The 15511-nt window shown below is 71.9% G+C and carries 13 protein-coding genes; 11 read left to right on the forward strand and 2 right to left on the reverse strand.

Annotation, left to right across the window (positions count from 1 at the left end):
* Nucleotides 1-4: 4 nt before the first annotated feature.
* The gene (gene pdhA, locus ACFV9H_RS20470) at nucleotides 5-1204 is read right to left on the reverse strand and encodes a pyruvate dehydrogenase (acetyl-transferring) E1 component subunit alpha (RefSeq protein ID WP_385400079.1); all 1200 of its coding nucleotides are present in this window, start codon (nucleotides 1202-1204) and stop codon (nucleotides 5-7) included.
* A 326-nt stretch (nucleotides 1205-1530) separates the two neighbouring features.
* Between pdhA and ACFV9H_RS20475 the strand changes: the two genes are divergently transcribed.
* A complete protein-coding gene (locus tag ACFV9H_RS20475; protein ID WP_384215185.1) occupies nucleotides 1531-2193 on the forward strand; it encodes a response regulator in 663 nt (220 codons plus the stop codon).
* A gap of 156 nt (nucleotides 2194-2349) precedes the next feature.
* The gene (locus ACFV9H_RS20480; protein WP_385400082.1) at nucleotides 2350-2766 is read left to right on the forward strand and encodes a pyridoxamine 5'-phosphate oxidase family protein; all 417 of its coding nucleotides are present in this window, start codon (nucleotides 2350-2352) and stop codon (nucleotides 2764-2766) included.
* 15 nt (nucleotides 2767-2781) lie between these two features.
* On the opposite strand, the gene ACFV9H_RS20485 is transcribed toward ACFV9H_RS20480, so the two are convergent.
* Nucleotides 2782-4365, reverse strand: a complete 1584-nt coding sequence (locus tag ACFV9H_RS20485) for a protein kinase (protein ID WP_385400086.1) — start codon at nucleotides 4363-4365, stop codon at nucleotides 2782-2784.
* Between the two features lie 206 nt (nucleotides 4366-4571).
* Here ACFV9H_RS20485 and ACFV9H_RS20490 point away from each other — a divergent pair, with 206 nt between their 5' ends.
* From ACFV9H_RS20490 to ACFV9H_RS20530, 9 genes are all read left to right on the forward strand, one after another.
* Entirely contained in the window at nucleotides 4572-6227 is a 1656-nt protein-coding gene (locus ACFV9H_RS20490; RefSeq protein WP_385400088.1) for a protein kinase, read from the forward strand.
* A 131-nt stretch (nucleotides 6228-6358) separates the two neighbouring features.
* Complete coding sequence (locus ACFV9H_RS20495) at nucleotides 6359-6838, forward strand: hypothetical protein (RefSeq protein WP_385400090.1); 480 nt, start codon at nucleotides 6359-6361, stop codon at nucleotides 6836-6838.
* 63 nt (nucleotides 6839-6901) lie between these two features.
* On the forward strand, nucleotides 6902-7585 hold the full coding sequence (locus ACFV9H_RS20500; RefSeq protein ID WP_385400093.1) for a PadR family transcriptional regulator: 684 nt from the start codon (nucleotides 6902-6904) through the stop codon (nucleotides 7583-7585).
* Nucleotides 7586-7610: 25 nt separating this feature from the next.
* Nucleotides 7611-8366 carry an ABC transporter ATP-binding protein gene (locus ACFV9H_RS20505; protein ID WP_385400096.1) on the forward strand — a complete coding sequence of 252 codons (756 nt, stop codon included), beginning with the start codon at nucleotides 7611-7613 and terminating at the stop codon, nucleotides 8364-8366.
* A gap of 101 nt (nucleotides 8367-8467) precedes the next feature.
* The gene (locus ACFV9H_RS20510) at nucleotides 8468-11227 is read left to right on the forward strand and encodes an ABC transporter permease (protein WP_385400208.1); all 2760 of its coding nucleotides are present in this window, start codon (nucleotides 8468-8470) and stop codon (nucleotides 11225-11227) included.
* Nucleotides 11228-11308: 81 nt separating this feature from the next.
* On the forward strand, nucleotides 11309-11842 hold the full coding sequence (locus ACFV9H_RS20515) for a bacterial proteasome activator family protein (RefSeq protein ID WP_329382534.1): 534 nt from the start codon (nucleotides 11309-11311) through the stop codon (nucleotides 11840-11842).
* 341 nt (nucleotides 11843-12183) lie between these two features.
* Nucleotides 12184-13047 carry an NTP transferase domain-containing protein gene (locus ACFV9H_RS20520; protein ID WP_385400099.1) on the forward strand — a complete coding sequence of 288 codons (864 nt, stop codon included), beginning with the start codon at nucleotides 12184-12186 and terminating at the stop codon, nucleotides 13045-13047.
* The gene (locus tag ACFV9H_RS20525) at nucleotides 13044-14417 is read left to right on the forward strand and encodes a molybdopterin molybdotransferase MoeA (protein WP_385400102.1); all 1374 of its coding nucleotides are present in this window, start codon (nucleotides 13044-13046) and stop codon (nucleotides 14415-14417) included. Before ACFV9H_RS20520 ends, ACFV9H_RS20525 begins: the two co-directional genes overlap by 4 nt.
* Nucleotides 14405-15505 carry a potassium channel family protein gene (locus ACFV9H_RS20530; protein WP_385400105.1) on the forward strand — a complete coding sequence of 367 codons (1101 nt, stop codon included), beginning with the start codon at nucleotides 14405-14407 and terminating at the stop codon, nucleotides 15503-15505. Before ACFV9H_RS20525 ends, ACFV9H_RS20530 begins: the two co-directional genes overlap by 13 nt.
* The last annotated feature ends 6 nt before the right edge of the window (nucleotides 15506-15511 follow it).

Genomic DNA, 15511 nt, shown 5'->3' on the forward strand with positions numbered 1-15511 from the left:
GTGGTCACTCCCCACCCTCGAAGGACGCGAGGTAGGCGGCGAACTGGGCGCGCTCCTCGTCGACGAGCGCGTGCCCGTCCGCGTAGACGTTCTCGAAGATCGCCATGGTGTCGGGGTCGGGCATGGCGCGCACGACCTCGCGCACCCGCTTGCCCAGGGCCTCGCTCTCCGCCTCCAGCTCCTCGAAGAACGCCTCGTCGGCGCCCCCGGTGGCCAGCAGGTGGGCCTTCAGGCGCAGGATCGGGTCCTTCGCCTCCCAGGCCGCCGTCTCCTCGTCCCGCCGGTACTTCGTCGGGTCGTCGGAGGTGGTGTGCGCGCCCATGCGGTACGTGAACGCCTCGACCAGGGTCGGGCCCTCGCCGCGGCGGGCCCGCTCCAGGGCCCAGCGGGTCACGGCCAGGCAGGCCAGGACGTCGTTGCCGTCGACGCGGACGCCCGGGAAGCCGAAGCCCTGCGCGCGCTGGTACAGCGGCACGCGCATCTGGCGCTCGGTCGGCTCGGAGATCGCCCACTGGTTGTTCTGGCAGAAGAACACCACGGGGGAGTTGTAGACGGCCGAGAAGGTGAAGGCCTCGGCCACGTCGCCCTGGCTGGACGCGCCGTCGCCGAAGTAGGCGATGACGGCCGAGTCGGCGCCGTCCTTGGCCACACCCATCGCGTAACCGGTCGCGTGCAGCGTCTGCGAGCCGATGACGATCGTGTACAGGTGGAAGTTGTTGGTGTTCGGGTCCCAGCCGCCGTGGTTCACACCGCGGAACATGCCGAGGAGGTTCGTCGGGTCGACGCCCCGGCACCAGGCCACACCGTGCTCACGGTAGGTCGGGAAGACGTAGTCGTCGTCGTTGAGAGCCCGGCCGGAGCCGATCTGCGCGGCCTCCTGGCCGAGGAGCGAGGCCCACAGGCCCAGCTCGCCCTGGCGCTGGAGCGCGGTCGCCTCACCGTCGAAGCGGCGGGTGAGCACCATGTCGCGGTACAGCCCGCGCAGGTCCTCGGTGGTGATGTCGGCGACGAAGGGGGCGAACTCGGCGTTCTCCGCGTTCTCGACGCGGTCCCCTTCGGGCGTCAGCAGCTGTACGAGCTGAGGTTCAGCGTCCTGCGTCTGCGCGGTGGCAGCGGCGGGCTTGGCGGCGCTTGCCGCGCCTGCCGCCCGCTTGGTGCCGCTGCTGCGTCGCGGCTTGCGCGCGGCAGTGCTCTCCACGGTCACTTGGTGCTCCTCCGTCGGTCCGGCACCCGGGTTCTCCGGGGTCCAGTGCGGCTCACCTGGATCCGTACCAGCGCACGGGGTGGGTGCGCGTCGTGTACGGGATCAAGGCGTGACAGGTGCCCCGGCGAGTGCCCTGCGCATTGCACGTTACCCAGTGCGCCGCATAACTGCGAAACCCCGCTTGACCTGCGATTTTGCTTGGATTTCCAAGTAAATCCGCAGCTGCGGGAACAACCACTGGTCACAGCCTTGCAGGGGGCCGGAACAACGGCACGTTATCCCGGGTAACTCCGGCAGGGAAGAGGTGAGTGTGTGAAACTGACTTCGTGCGCGAAGACGGAAAAATCAAGGTATTCCTCCTGGACGACCACGAAGTGGTGCGTCGGGGCGTTCATGAGCTGTTGTCGGTCGAAGAGGACATCGAGATCGTCGGCGAGGCCGGTACGGCCGCCGACGCCCTGGTCCGCATTCCCGCGACCCGCCCGGACGTGGCCGTGCTCGACGTCCGGCTGCCCGACGGCAGCGGTGTGGAGGTGTGCCGGGAGGTGCGCTCCCAGAACGAGGACATCAAGTGCCTGATGCTGACCTCGTTCGCCGACGACGAGGCACTGTTCGACGCGATCATGGCCGGCGCCTCGGGCTACGTGCTCAAGGCGATCCGCGGAAACGAGCTGCTCAGCGCCGTACGGGACGTGGCGGCGGGCAAGTCGCTGCTGGACCCGGTGGCCACCGCACGGGTGCTCGAGCGGCTGCGCGACGGCAAGAACGGCAAGGGCGACGACCGGCTCTCCAACCTCACCGAGCAGGAGCGGAAGATCCTCGACCTGATCGGCGAGGGCCTGACCAACCGCGTGATCGGCGAGCGGCTGCACCTGGCCGAGAAGACGATCAAGAACTACGTCTCCAGCCTGCTGTCCAAGCTGGGCATGGAGCGCCGCTCCCAGGCCGCGGCCTACGTGGCCCGCCTCCAGGCCGAGAAGCGGAACTGATCACCTTTTCAGATGACGCAGCGTGACGCCCCGTGGAGCCGTACTCGTCGAACCGGGTGTTCCACGGGGCGAGCTGTTCAATTCGGGACCAACGTCCCCGATCTTGGGGGCGGGCTCCTCTTTTCGGCACGGTGTCGGTACACAAAAGTGGAGCGCATGTCCCCAGAGGAACTCCACGCCATCGAACTGCTGCGCCGGGTGCCGTACGGCCGAGTCGCCACCAGCATGCGCGCGCTGCCCTTCCTCGCCCTCGCCCGCCACATCGTGGTGGAAGGCAAGGTCGTGCTGAGGATGCACGCCGGCTTCGGCTACCACCACGCCTGCAACGGCAGCGTGGTGGCCTACGGGGCGGACAACTTCAATTCCCGGGACGCCCGACTGTGGTCCGTCCAGTTCACCGGAACGGCCCAGATCGTCGAGCCGACCACCGCCGAACTGGAACTGTTCGGCCCGGGCCCGCATTTCGTGGACGGAGCGGTCTTCGACCCCGTCTACATGCGCATCGAACCCCAGTTCGTGAGCGTGCACTCGCTCGCCGAAAATCTCGACCGCGCATACCAGCACGCCCTCTGACGCACCGACCGGCCGCTATTCCTCTTCGCTCTGGCTTCCGCCGCCGGTGCCCGTGCTCTTCGACGGCGACGGCGAGAGCGTGGGCGGCTGGGTCTTGGTCTGCGTGGGCGTCGGCGAGGTGCTCTTGGACTCCGTGGGCGTCGGCGAGGTCGACATCGACGGGGAGGTCGACGGCGTGTAGCTCGGCGTCCTGCTGCGGCTCGGCGTGCCCGTGGACTCGTTGTACGAGGGAGTGTTCTCCGGGGTCTGGTGCGACGGCGTGTGCTCCGACGCCCCGGGCGTGCTCGGCTGCGTGGCGGGGGTGCTCTGCTGGGTGGTCGGGGTGTTCCCGTCCTTCTTGTCCTGCACGGTGCTGACGGCGTAGGCCACGCCCGCCGCGACCGCGACGATCGCGAGCACCGCGAAGAGCCACATCTTCCAGCGGCTGCCGTTGCGGTCGTCGTATCCCTCGTAGCCGTCGTGGCCACCCCGTCCGCCCTGACCGCCGCCGGGAAAGGCGGTGCCGTCGTCCGGGTTCAGCGGCGGCACCATCGGCTGCTGGAACTGCGAGGTCATGGAGTTCGAGCCGTAGGCCGGCCGGCCGCCCGTCCCGCCGCCCACGGGCATGGCCGTGGTCTGGCTCGCGCCTCGGCCGTGCGGCAGGGCCATCGTGACCGGGCCGGTGTTCCAGGTGCCGGCGTTGGGCCCCTGGTCGTGCAGCATCTGGAGCGCGTACTGGACCAGCCCGCGCATCTCCTCGGCGCTCTGGAACCGGTCGTCCGGGTCCTTGGCGAGGGAGCGCATGACCAGGCCGTCGAGCTCCTGCGGGATGCTGTGGCCCTCCGGCAGCTGCGAGGGCGGCACCGGGGCGTCCTGCACGTGCTGGTAGACCACCGAGAGCGGGGTCTCGCCGGTGAACGGGGGCCGCAGCGCGAGGAGTTCGTACAGCAGGCAGCCGGTCGCGTACAGGTCGGAACGGTGGTCCACGGCCTTGCCGAGGGCCTGTTCCGGCGACAGGTACTGCGGGGTGCCCATGACCATGCCGGTCTGAGTCATCGTCGACTGCGCGCCGTGCAGGGCGCGGGCGATGCCGAAGTCCATGACCTTGACCGCTCCGGCGTCCGTGATGATCACGTTCGCCGGCTTGATGTCGCGGTGCACGATGCCGTGCTGGTGCGAGTAGGCGAGCGCTTCGAGCACGCCCGAGACGATGATGAGCGCCTGCTCGGGGCCCGGGGCCTCGGCACTGATCAACAGGTCGCGAATGGTGCGGCCCTCGACCAGCTCCATCACGATGTACGGAACGGTGTTCGGGCCGACCCGGTCCTCGCCCGAGTCGTACACGGCGACGACGGCATGGTGGTTGAGTCCGGCGACGGACTGCGCCTCACGCGTGAAGCGGGCCTTCGAGACGGGGTCCTCGGCCAGGTCGGCGCGGAGCAGCTTGACGGCGACGGTGCGGCCCAGGCGTACGTCCTCGGCGGCGAACACCTCCGCCATGCCGCCACGGCCCAGCCGGTGCGTCAGCCGGTAACGACCATCTCCGACCAGGCCACCGGCGCCCCAGTGCTCAGGACCCTCGGTCATCCCGGCGCCGTTTCCCTCGGGTTCGGGTGCCATCAGTCCTCGCCGTCGTCTCTCTTGGCCGCTGCTGGGCGGTAGTCCTCTTCTTTGGTGCTCCGGTGAACGCTACAGCCTCGGACCCGGTCGCCGTTCGGACAAGACGTCCTGTGGCAGGCCGGTCACAGAACGGGTACCTGGCTTGACGTGTGCTTGCCCTCCGGCAGACTGGGCGCGACACAAGCAGCTGAGGGGAAGCAACAGTCATGAGCCAGGACGGCACTCAGGGCCGGTACGCAGGCGGTTCCCTGGCCCGTGGCCGTTACCAGCTACGGGATTTGCTCGGCGAGGGCGGCATGGCCGCCGTGTACCTCGCTCACGACACGGCGCTCGATCGCCAGGTGGCCATCAAGACGCTGCACACGGAGCTGGGGCGCGAACAGTCCTTCCGCGAGCGGTTCCGGCGCGAGGCCCAGGCTGTAGCCAAACTGTCGCACACCAACATCGTCTCGGTGTTCGACACGGGTGAGGACGAGTTCGAGGGCTCGCTCATGCCGTACATCGTCATGGAGTACGTGGAGGGGCAGCCGCTCGGCTCCGTGCTGCAGGCGGACATCGCGCAGTACGGAGCGATGCCGGCCGACAAGGCCCTGAAGGTGACGGCCGACGTGCTGGCCGCCCTGGACACCAGCCACGAGATGGGGCTCGTCCACCGCGACATCAAGCCGGGCAACGTCATGATGACCAAGCGCGGCGTGGTCAAGGTCATGGACTTCGGCATCGCCCGCGCCATGCAGTCGGGGGTCACCTCGATGACGCAGACCGGCATGGTCGTCGGCACCCCGCAGTACCTGTCGCCCGAGCAGGCGCTGGGGCGCGCGGTCGACGCCCGCTCCGACCTGTACTCGGTCGGCATCATGCTGTTCCAGCTGCTGACCGGGCGGATCCCCTTCGACGCGGACTCGCCGCTGGCCATAGCGTACGCACACGTGCAGGAGGAGCCGGTCGCCCCGTCCTCCATCAACCGCGCGGTGACCCCGGCGATGGACGCGCTGGTGGCGCGCGCCCTGAAGAAGAACCCGAACGAGCGTTTCCCCACGGCGGCGGCCATGGCGGACGAGATCGCCCGGGTGCTGGCCGCCGGACAGACCGGTGCGCCGGCCATCATCCCGGGCGCCACCACGGGCGGCAACGGCGCGGGTGTGGCCTCGGCCGTGTTCCCGCCGGTGGACTCCGGCTTCCAGCCCCCGCCGCATTCGGTGCAGCAGCCGTACCCGGCGCCGCAGACCCCGGCGCCCGGTCCGTACGGGCCTCCGACGCCGGCCCCGCAGGCGCACGCGCAGGGCGGCTACGCGTACCCGCACACTCCCCCGCCGCAGCAGCAGTACTCGCCGCAGACCCCGCCGCCGTACACGATCTCCCCCGCGACCACGCAGAGCCAGTCGGGCTCGGGCGGCGCCGCCGGCGGCGGCAAGAAGAACATGCCGGTGGTCGTGGGCGCGATCACCGTGGCGCTGCTGGCGATCGGCGGCCTGATCGCGGCGATCATCGCGAACGGCGACGACGACAAGGACGCGAAGAACGTTGCGTCGCAGGGCAGCTCGACCGGCGCCGCTCCCTCCGCCAAGCCCAGCAGCAAGGGGCCGGACCCCTCGCGCACGATCGACCCGAAGCTGTGCAAGGAGCCGGTGAGGCACTTCAGCGAGGCGGGCAAGTACTCGGCGCCCGACCTGCGGTACAAGGACCTGAAATCCGTGAAGGCCTGCATCCAGGCCTCGGGCGGCAAGTACGAGGTCGTCCCCAAGGACGAGGCCGTGTACGGCAAGGACCAGGTGCTCGACCAGTCCCCGCGCCCCGGCGACAAGATCGAGAAGGAAGGCACGACCTACACGCTGACCGTGTCGACCGGAATCCCGGAATAGCGCGGCGACTGCTCCAGACCGGCATCCCGGGCACCCCGATGGGGCGCCCGGGATGCCGCTTTTGTCTCGTTATGTAAATCTGAGCGCATATCTCCGCACGATCTGCACGCTCGGGACGGGAGGGGCACCCCGTGATCCAAGGCTTCCGCCCGACCCGCCGGCCGGCCCGCGCCGCGCTCACCGCGGCCGCGCTCACCGCCGCCGCACTCGCCGCCGCCGTGCTCGCGCCCATCGGCCCCGCCCACGCCTGGTACCTCGCTCCGGCCCCCCGCGCCGCCGCCGCCCCCGCGCCGCCGGACGACGCCCAGCCGGAACTGGCCGGCTCCGCGGCCGGCGTCGGCCGGGACCGTCCCGGCAGACCGGTCGGCGAACCGGCGAACCCGGAGCTCGTCGTGGCCGCCCGACCCGTGCCGGTCCGGCCGCGCACCGAACCGCAGGAACCCCCGCGGCCGGAACCGACCCCGCCGCCCGCGGCGGTCAGCGCGCTGGGCACCGAGCCGAACGAGCGGGCCGCCGATCTGGCCGCGCACATACTGCCGCTGGGGACCGGGTTCGCCCTGATGGGCCTGGGTCTGGGCTACCTCGGGATGCGGCTGCGCCGGTCCGCGTAACCAGCCGGAGGCAGCACCGGCGGTGGTTGCCGGGAACGAACATACTCGGTATACATACCGAGTATGTCGATCCGTCACGGCCTGCTCGCCCTGCTCGAACGGGGCCCCAGGTACGGCTCCCAGCTGCGCACCGAATTCGAATCCCGCACCGGCTCCACCTGGCCGCTCAACGTCGGGCAGGTGTACACCACCCTGGCCCGCCTCGAACGCGACGGCCTCGTCGCGCCCGGCGGCGAGGACTCCGCCGGGCACACCCTCTACGCCATCACCGACTCCGGCCGCACCGAACTGCGCGAGTGGTACGAGCGCCCCGTCGACCGGGCCAACCCACCCCGTGACGAGCTGTCCATCAAGCTCGCCATGGCCGTGGGCGCCCCGAGCGTGGACATCCGCGCCGTCATCCAGTCCCAACGCCACGCCACCATCAAGGCGATGCAGGACTACACCCGGCTCAAGGCCACCGCGCTCGCCGCGGTCGAGAGCGGGCGGTCCCGCGAACGCGACGACGTGGCCTGGCTGCTCGTCCTGGAACAGCTGATCTTCCAGACCGAGGCCGAGGCCCGCTGGCTCGACCACTGCGAAGCCCGGCTGGTCAGGCTCTCCCAGCCGGCCGACCGGAGAGCCGCGCAGCCCGAACCGCCCCAGGCCGAACCGCCCGTTGCCGCTGCCGGCGAGGACGCCGTGACCGCGTCTCCGGCCCCGACCGCCACCACCCGGCCCCGTACCGCCCGCACGCGGCGAGGCTGAACCACCGTTCCAGGGGGGACCCTTCATGCCCGAACAGCACCAGCAGCCCCAGCCCCGGCAGCCCGTCCTGCAGTTGGACCGACTCGTGCGCACCCACGGCAGCGGCGCCACCGAGGTACACGCCCTGCGCGGCATCGACCTGTCCGTCCACCCCGGCGAACTCGTCGCCGTCATGGGCCCCTCGGGCTCCGGGAAGTCCACGCTGCTCACCCTCGCGGGCGGCCTCGACACCCCGACCAGCGGCCGGGTGATCGTCGAGGGCACCGACATCACCACCGCGAGCCGCAAGGAGCTGGCCGCCCTGCGCCGCCGCAGCATCGGCTACGTCTTCCAGGACTACAACCTGATCCCGGCGCTCACCGCCGCGGAGAACGTGGCCCTGCCCCGCGAACTCGACGGCACCTCCGCCCGCAAGGCCCGCGTCTCCGCGCTCGCCGCGCTGGAGGAGATGGGCCTGGGCGAACTCGCCGACCGCTTCCCCGACGAGATGTCCGGCGGCCAGCAACAGCGCGTGGCCATCGCCCGCGCCCTGGTCGGCGACCGCCGCCTCGTCCTCGCCGACGAACCCACCGGCGCCCTCGACTCCGAGACCGGCGAGTCCGTCCTGGCCCTGCTGCGCTCGCGCTGCGACGCGGGCGCGGCCGGAATCCTCGTCACGCACGAACCGCGGTTCGCCGCCTGGGCCGACCGCGTGGTCTTCCTGCGCGACGGCAGCGTCATCGACGAGACCCTGCGCAGCGAAGCCGACTCCCTGCTCTCCGGGCAGGCGGCCCGCCAGTGACCTCCTCGCTCCAAGGCTGGTACCACTCCTGGGTCGCGGCGCTGCGCATCGCCCGCCGCGACGCCTGGCGCGCCAAGGGCCGCAGCTCCCTGGTCCTCGCGATGCTCGCCCTGCCGATCGTCGGGGTGAGCGCCGCCGACCTCACGCTGCGCAGCGCCGAGCTCTCCCCCGCGCAGCAGGTCACCCGCCAGATCGGCGCCGCCGACGCCCGGGTGAGCCCTTCGCACATCGGCGGGCCCATCCTCCAGAAGCCCGACGGCTCCAGCTACGCGCCGGTCGGCGGCTTCAAGGACTACGCCGGCGGGCCCCGCCCGAAGGAGGAGCAGCCGGATCCGGTGGGCGCCGCGCTCCCGCCCGGCGCCCAGGCGATCAAGGACTCCCACGCCTACGCCAAGGTCCGCACCAAGCACGGACTGCTCGACACCCAGCTGCGCGAACTCGACACGCACAGCCCGCTGACGGCCGGCCTGATCACGGTCGACCGCGGCCGGCTGCCCGAGGTCGCGGGCGAGGTCCTCGCCACCACCGCCTTCCTGAAGAACTCCGGGCTCCACGTCGGCTCCTCGGTCACCCCGCGGGGCGCGAACTCCTCGTACAAGATCGTCGGCGCCTACGAGCTGCCCGACGAGCTCGACCGGGACGAGCTCCTCGCCCCGCCCGGAACCCTGTTCGCCCCGCTCGACCGGGCTCTTCAGGCCTCCGGAGCACCCGGGTTGCACCCCGAGGTCTCCTACCTGGTCAAGCTCGGCGGTGATGGTTTCACGTGGAACATCGTCAAGGCGGCCAACACCAAGGGCCTGGTCGTCATCTCCCGCGCCGTCGTCCTCGACCCGCCCGCCGACTCCGACGTCCCGCTCTACCAGCAGGAGTCGAAGGAGCAGTTCACCCGCGACAGCGGCGGCTCGGCGAGCGAGCTGGCCATCCTGGCCACCGTCGTCGGCCTCGCCATGCTGGAGATCTGCCTGCTCGCCGGACCCGCCTTCGCGGTCGGCGCCCGGCGCTCGCGCCGTCAGTTGGGCCTGGTCGGCGCCAACGGCGGCGACCGGCGTCACATCCGCTCCATCGTGCTCTCCGGCGGCCTGGTCATCGGCGCCGTGGCCGCCGTCACCGGTACCGTGGTCGGCGTGGCGCTGACCGTCGTGCTCCGGCCGGTGCTGGAGGAGCAGATCGGCAACCGCTTCGGCGGCTTCGACTTCCGCCCGCTGGAACTGGCCGGGATCGCCCTGCTCGCCGTGGTGACCGGACTGCTGGCCGCGATCGTCCCGGCCGTCACCGCCTCCCGGCAGACCGTGCTCGCCTCGCTGACCGGCCGCCGCGGGATCCGCCACGCCAACCGGGTGCTGCCGATCGTGGGTCTGGTCGCCGTCGCCGCCGGCGCCGCGATCGCCCTGTACGGCACCACCTCGCAGATGGGCTCCACCGTCGTGGCGGCCGGCAGCGCCCTCGCCGAACTCGGCATCGTCGCCCTCACCCCGGTCCTCGTCGGCCTCTTCGGACGGCTCGGGCGATGGCTGCCGCTGTCGCCGCGGCTCGCGTTGCGCGACGCCGTGCGCAACCGGGGGCGCACGGCGCCCGCCGTGGCCGCCGTACTGGCCGCCGTCGCCGGATCCGTCGCGGTGGCCACGTACCAGCACAGCCAGGACGTGCAGTTGCGACACGAGTACGTGGCCGACCTGCCGCACGGCACCGGGCTGCTGCAAACCACCGAGAACAGCGCCCACAAGGAGGTGCCCGCCCTTCGCGAGGCCCTCGCCAAGCAACTCCCGCTGAATCAGCGGGCGGACGTCGACCGGCTCGTCGTCGGCAAGCCGGGCTGTGCGCAGTACTCCTCGGAACCGGGCTGCGGCCGGGTCCAGATCATCGCGCCCAAGGAGCAGCGCTGCCCGCTCTACGACAGCGCGAACGGGCCCGCCTCCTTCGACCCGAAACAGGCGAAGGAGCTGCGCAAGGACTGGCGGTGCCAACAGGACCGGCACAGCATGCAGAACGACATCGTCGTCGCCGACGAGAAGCTGCTCTCCGTACTGGCCGTGACCGATCCGGGCTCGGTGGCCGCCCTCAAGGCCGGACAGGCCGTCTCCTTCGACAAGCGCAACGTCAAGGACGGCAAGCTCACCCTGCGGATCATCACCGACCCGCAGGCCGCCGACGGCCTCGGCAAGCCCGGTGAGGACCCGCCGGGCCAGGACAAGGTCCTCCCCGTTCACCAAGCACCCGACAGCGCCGAGGGCTGGGGCCTCGAGGCGATCCTGCCGGCCGCGGCCGTCAAGGCGACCGGGCTGACCACGGCCCCGCTCGGCTCCTTCTTCAGCCTCGACGGGACGGCGAGCACCGAGCAGCGCCAGAGCATCGCCGGGGAGATCGACCGGATGGGCGTGGAGGCCTCCCTGCGCATCGAGGCGGGCTACCAGGGGGACGACCGCCTCGCCCTGCTCGCCCTCACCGTCTTCGCCGGCCTGGTCACCATCGGCGCGGCAGGCATCGCCACCGGGCTCGCCCAGGCCGACGCCGAGGCCGACCTGAAGACCCTGGCGGCGGTGGGCGCGGCGCCGCGGGTGCGGCGCACGCTGAGCGGCTTCCAGTGCGGGGTGGTCGCCCTGATGGGCGTGGTCCTGGGCTCGGCGGCCGGAATCCTGCCGGCGGTCGGGCTGCGGCTCACCCAGCAGCGGGAGCTGGAGCGGCTCTACGCATCGGGGATCGACATGGGCTACACCTCGGTGGACGAGGTGCCGTACGTGCCGATCGCGGTGCCCTGGGAGACCCTGGGCGGGCTGCTGATCGTGGTCCCGCTGGGCGCGGCGCTGCTGGCCGCCCTGGTCACCCGTTCGAGCGGCGCGCTCGCCCGGCGGACGGCAGGCTGATCCCGTGCCCCCGTACAGGGTGGATCACGCTCGTGCGGGGGCACACGTCTGCTGACGAAGGTGTGCGAGAGAATGACCGGCATGGAGATGCCGAGGAGTGAACGGTCGCAGGACAGCCCCCCGAACGTCTTGATCGTGGGACAGGACGGGATGGCGGTCGGCGGCGCCGATGACGAGTCGCGCGAGGTCCCGGTGACGGAGATGGTCGAACAACCCGCCAAGGTCATGCGGATCGGCAGCATGATCAAGCAACTCCTGGAAGAGGTACGTGCCGCGCCTCTCGACGAGGCGAGCCGGGTCCGGCTCAAGGACATCCATGCCGCCTCGGTGAAGGAGCTGGAGGACGGCCTGGCCCCCGAGCTCGTGGAGGAACTGGAGCGCCTGTCGCTCCCGTTCACCGAGGAGGCCATTCCCTCGGAGGCGGAACTGCGCATCGCGCAGGCGCAGTTGGTGGGCTGGCTGGAGGGCCTCTTCCACGGCATCCAGACGGCCCTGTTCGCACAGCAGATGGCGGCACGGGCACAACTGGAACAGATGCGGCGCGCGCTCCCTCCGGGGGCGCCGACGGACGACGAAGACGGCCACGGTCCGGTCCGCTCCGGCCCGTACCTCTAGCCTCCGGCGGTCAGCGAAAGCACGGCGGGTCCGGCTACACAGCCGGGCCCGCCTCCGTCATGTGCGGCGCAGCTTCCTGGGGATCCGCCCCAGACCCCGCTCCTCAAACGCCGGAGGGGCTGGGTTGTGCCAGGCAGGCGGCATGAGCCAAAATCCAGCCTCGCCGGCGTTTGAGGCGCGGGGTCTGGGGCGGAGCCCCAGCAGGGGCCCCCAAAATCCAGCCTCGCCGGCGTTTGAGGCGCGGGGTCTGGGGCGGAGCCCCGGCAGGGGACCTGGGCCCCTGTAAGGGCCCGGTAAGTGCGGCTCCCCGCAGGGGACATGGGCCGCGCATACTCAGAGGCATGGACTACGACGCGATCGTGCTGGCCGGCGGCGCCGCGAGGCGCCTCGGCGGGGCCGACAAGCCCGCGCTGAGCGTCGGCGGCCGCACCCTCCTCGACCGCGTCCTCGACGCCTGCGCGGACGCCGCGACCACCGTCGTGGTCGGCGGCCGCCGCGCGACCGCGCGCCCGGTGCGCTGGGCCCGCGAGGAACCACCGGGCGGCGGCCCGGTCGCCGCGCTGGACGCCGGGCTCCGCCAGACCACCGCCGAGCTGGTCCTCGTGCTCTCCGCCGACCTGCCGTTCCTGGACCGGGACACCGTACGGGCGCTCCTCGACGGTGTCGGGGCCGCCGAGGGGGCCTTGCTGCGGGACCCGGACGGCAAGAACCAGCCTCTGGTCGCCGCCTATCGGGCCGAGCCGCTGCGCCGTGAGATCGCCTTGCTCGCCACCGAACACGGCCGGCTGACCGGGCTCCCGCTCCGCGTCGTCACCGCCGAACTCGACCTCACCCGCATCGCCGCGCAGCCACTGGCCTCCTTCGACTGCGACACCTGGGAGGATCTCGCGGCCGCCCGGGCCAGGATCAGGGACCATGGGACCGTGTTGGACCAATGGATCACCGCCGTCAAGAACGAGCTGGGCATCGACCTCACCGTCGACACCAAGACCCTGCTCGACCTCGCCCGTGACGCCGCACACGGCGTCGCCCGGCCCGCTGCCCCGCTGACCACCTTCCTCGTCGGCTACGCGGCCGCCCACGCCGCGGCCACCGGCGCCGACCCCGCCCAAGCCGTCGCCGAGGCTTCCCGCAAGGCCGCCGACCTGGCGCTGCGCTGGGCCGCCGAAGCCGACGCGGACGCCGAACAGAACGGCTCCGGATGACCCCCACCGACGCCGAACACGCCCTCGACCAGGCTCTGGCCCTGGTCAGCCGCAGCAACCCCGGCAATCCCGGCCACGGCCCGCACGGCGGCTCCGGCTCCGGCTCCGGCTCCGGCTCCGGCTCCGGCAGCTCGGACCCCCGCTCCGGCTCCGGCTCCGGCCACCGCGCAGCCGCCTGGCCGCGGGCCCGGGAGGCCGCCGTCCAGGCGGGCAGCGGGGTCCGGGCGCGTACCCACCGGGTGCCCCTCGCGGACGCCCTCGGCGAGGTACTGGCCGCGCCCCTGGACGCCCTGACCGACCTCCCGTCGTTCGACACCTCCGCGATGGACGGCTGGGCCGTCGCCGGCCCCGGCCCGTGGACCGTGCGCACCGGCAAGGACGTGCTCGCCGGTACCGATCGGCCCGAGGCCCTCGCGGACGGCGAGGCCGTACGGATCGCCACCGGCGCCCGGATTCCCGCCGACACCACCGCCGTCATCCGCAGTGAGCACAGCCGCCAGTCCGGCGCCCAGCTCTTCGCCGAGCGGCCCGTCGTCACCGGCCAGGACATCCGCCCGCGCGGCCAGGAGTGCCGCTCCGGCGACCTGCTGCTGCCCGCCGGATCCCTGGTCACCCCGGCCGTTCTCGGCCTCGCCGCGGCCGCCGGGTACGACGAGCTGACCACCCGGCCCCGGCCCCGCGTGGAGATCCTGGTGCTCGGCGACGAGCTGCTCACCGAGGGCCTCCCGCACGACGGCCTGATCCGCGACGCGCTCGGCCCCATGCTCGGCCCCTGGCTCACCCGGCTCGGCGCCGAGGTCGTGGCCACCCGGCGGCTCGGCGACGACCCCGCCGGGGTCGAGGCCCTCCTCAAGGCCGTCACCACCTCCACCGCCGACCTCATCGTCACCACCGGCGGCACCGCCTCCGGGCCCGTCGACCACGTCCACCCCGTGCTGGAGCGGGCCGGGGCCGAGCTGCTCGTCGACGGAGTCGCCGTACGCCCGGGGCACCCGATGCTGCTGGCCCGTGTCGGCGACCGGGCCGACGGAAGGCACCTGGTGGGGCTGCCCGGCAACCCCCTCGCCGCCGTCTCCGGGCTGCTGACCCTCGCCGACCCGCTGCTGCGCGCCCTCGCCGGCCGCCGCCGGCGCCCCCGCTACACGGCGACGATCCAAGGTGACGTACCGGGCCACCCGCACGACACCCGGCTCGTCCCGGTGCTGCTCGGCGACGAGCACGCGGTCCCGCTGCGCTACAACGGCCCCGCGATGCTGCGCGGCGTGGCGGCCGCCGACGCGCTGGCCGTCGTACCGCCGAACGGCGCGCGGTCCGGTCAGGAACTGGAGATCCTGGATCTGCCCTGGGCCTCGGGGGGATGTTTCACGTGAAACTTCACGGCCAAGACGCCATGGCCCGCGGCGCCGACGAGAAACTCGTCTCCCGGCGCATCAAACTGCCCAAGCGGGTCGTCGAAAGACCCCTGCGGCAGGTGTCCCGGCGCCTGTTGATGGCCCTGTTCGTGATGTGCCTGACGGTCCTGATCGTGTGGACGGACCGCGAGGGCTACCACGACAACGCCAACGAGAAGGTCGACTTCCTCGACTGCGTCTACTACGCGACCGTGACGCTCTCGACGACCGGCTACGGCGACATCGTCCCGTACAGCGACAGCGCGCGACTGGTCAACGTCCTGCTGATCACGCCCCTGCGCGTGCTGTTCCTGATCATCCTGGTCGGTACCACCCTGGAAGTCCTCACGGAGCGGACGAGGGAAGAGTGGCGACTGAACCGCTGGAGGAAGAACTTGCGTGACCACACAGTCGTCGTCGGCTTCGGCACCAAGGGCCGTTCCGCCCTGATGACACTGCTGGCCACCGGACTGTCCAAGGAGCAGGTCGTCATCGTCGATCCCAGCGCCAAGGTGATCGACACGGCCAACGCGGAGGGATTCACGGGCGTGGTGGGCGACGCCACCCGCTCCGACGTGCTGCTGCGCGCCGAGCTGCAGAAGGCCCGCCAGATCGTCATCGCGACGCAGCGGGACGACACGGCGGTGCTGGTCACCCTGACGGCCCGCCAGCTCAACCGGGGGGCGAAGATCGTCGCCGCCGTCCGCGAGGAGGAGAACGCGCCGCTGCTGCGCCAGTCCGGCGCCGACGCGGTCATCACGAGCGCGAGCGCGGCCGGCCGGCTGCTGGGCCTGTCGGTGCTCAGCCCGAGCGCGGGCACGGTGATGGAGGACCTGATCCAGCAGGGCAGCGGCCTCGACCTCATCGAACGGCCCGTGAACAAGGCCGAGGTGGGCAAGTCAGTACGGGAGACCGCCGACCTGGTGGTGAGCGTGCTGCGCGGACACCGGCTGCTGCCGTACGACGACCCGCACGCGAGCCCGCTTCAGCTGACGGACCGTCTCATCACCATCGTCCGCGCGGTACCGCCGGCTTCGGCGCCGGTGACACTGGGCCCTGCCGAGTAGTCGGGC

The sequence above is a fragment of the Streptomyces sp. NPDC059874 genome (assembly GCF_042731135.1).
Lineage (GTDB): Bacteria > Actinomycetota > Actinomycetes > Streptomycetales > Streptomycetaceae > Streptomyces.

What these genes read in the sequence shown, in the direction of transcription:
- ACFV9H_RS20480 (WP_385400082.1), top strand. Translation starts at nt 2,350, where the DNA reads ATGTCCCCAGAGGAACTCCACGCCATCGAACTGCTGCGCCGGGTGCCG.
- ACFV9H_RS20485 (WP_385400086.1), bottom strand. Translation starts at nt 4,365, where the DNA reads ATGGCACCCGAACCCGAGGGAAACGGCGCCGGGATGACCGAGGGTCCT.
- ACFV9H_RS20490 (WP_385400088.1), top strand. Translation starts at nt 4,572, where the DNA reads ATGAGCCAGGACGGCACTCAGGGCCGGTACGCAGGCGGTTCCCTGGCC.
- ACFV9H_RS20500 (WP_385400093.1), top strand. Translation starts at nt 6,902, where the DNA reads ATGTCGATCCGTCACGGCCTGCTCGCCCTGCTCGAACGGGGCCCCAGG.
- ACFV9H_RS20505 (WP_385400096.1), top strand. Translation starts at nt 7,611, where the DNA reads ATGCCCGAACAGCACCAGCAGCCCCAGCCCCGGCAGCCCGTCCTGCAG.
- ACFV9H_RS20510 (WP_385400208.1), top strand. Translation starts at nt 8,468, where the DNA reads ATGCTCGCCCTGCCGATCGTCGGGGTGAGCGCCGCCGACCTCACGCTG.
- ACFV9H_RS20515 (WP_329382534.1), top strand. Translation starts at nt 11,309, where the DNA reads ATGGAGATGCCGAGGAGTGAACGGTCGCAGGACAGCCCCCCGAACGTC.
- ACFV9H_RS20520 (WP_385400099.1), top strand. Translation starts at nt 12,184, where the DNA reads ATGGACTACGACGCGATCGTGCTGGCCGGCGGCGCCGCGAGGCGCCTC.
- ACFV9H_RS20525 (WP_385400102.1), top strand. Translation starts at nt 13,044, where the DNA reads ATGACCCCCACCGACGCCGAACACGCCCTCGACCAGGCTCTGGCCCTG.
- ACFV9H_RS20530 (WP_385400105.1), top strand. Translation starts at nt 14,405, where the DNA reads ATGTTTCACGTGAAACTTCACGGCCAAGACGCCATGGCCCGCGGCGCC.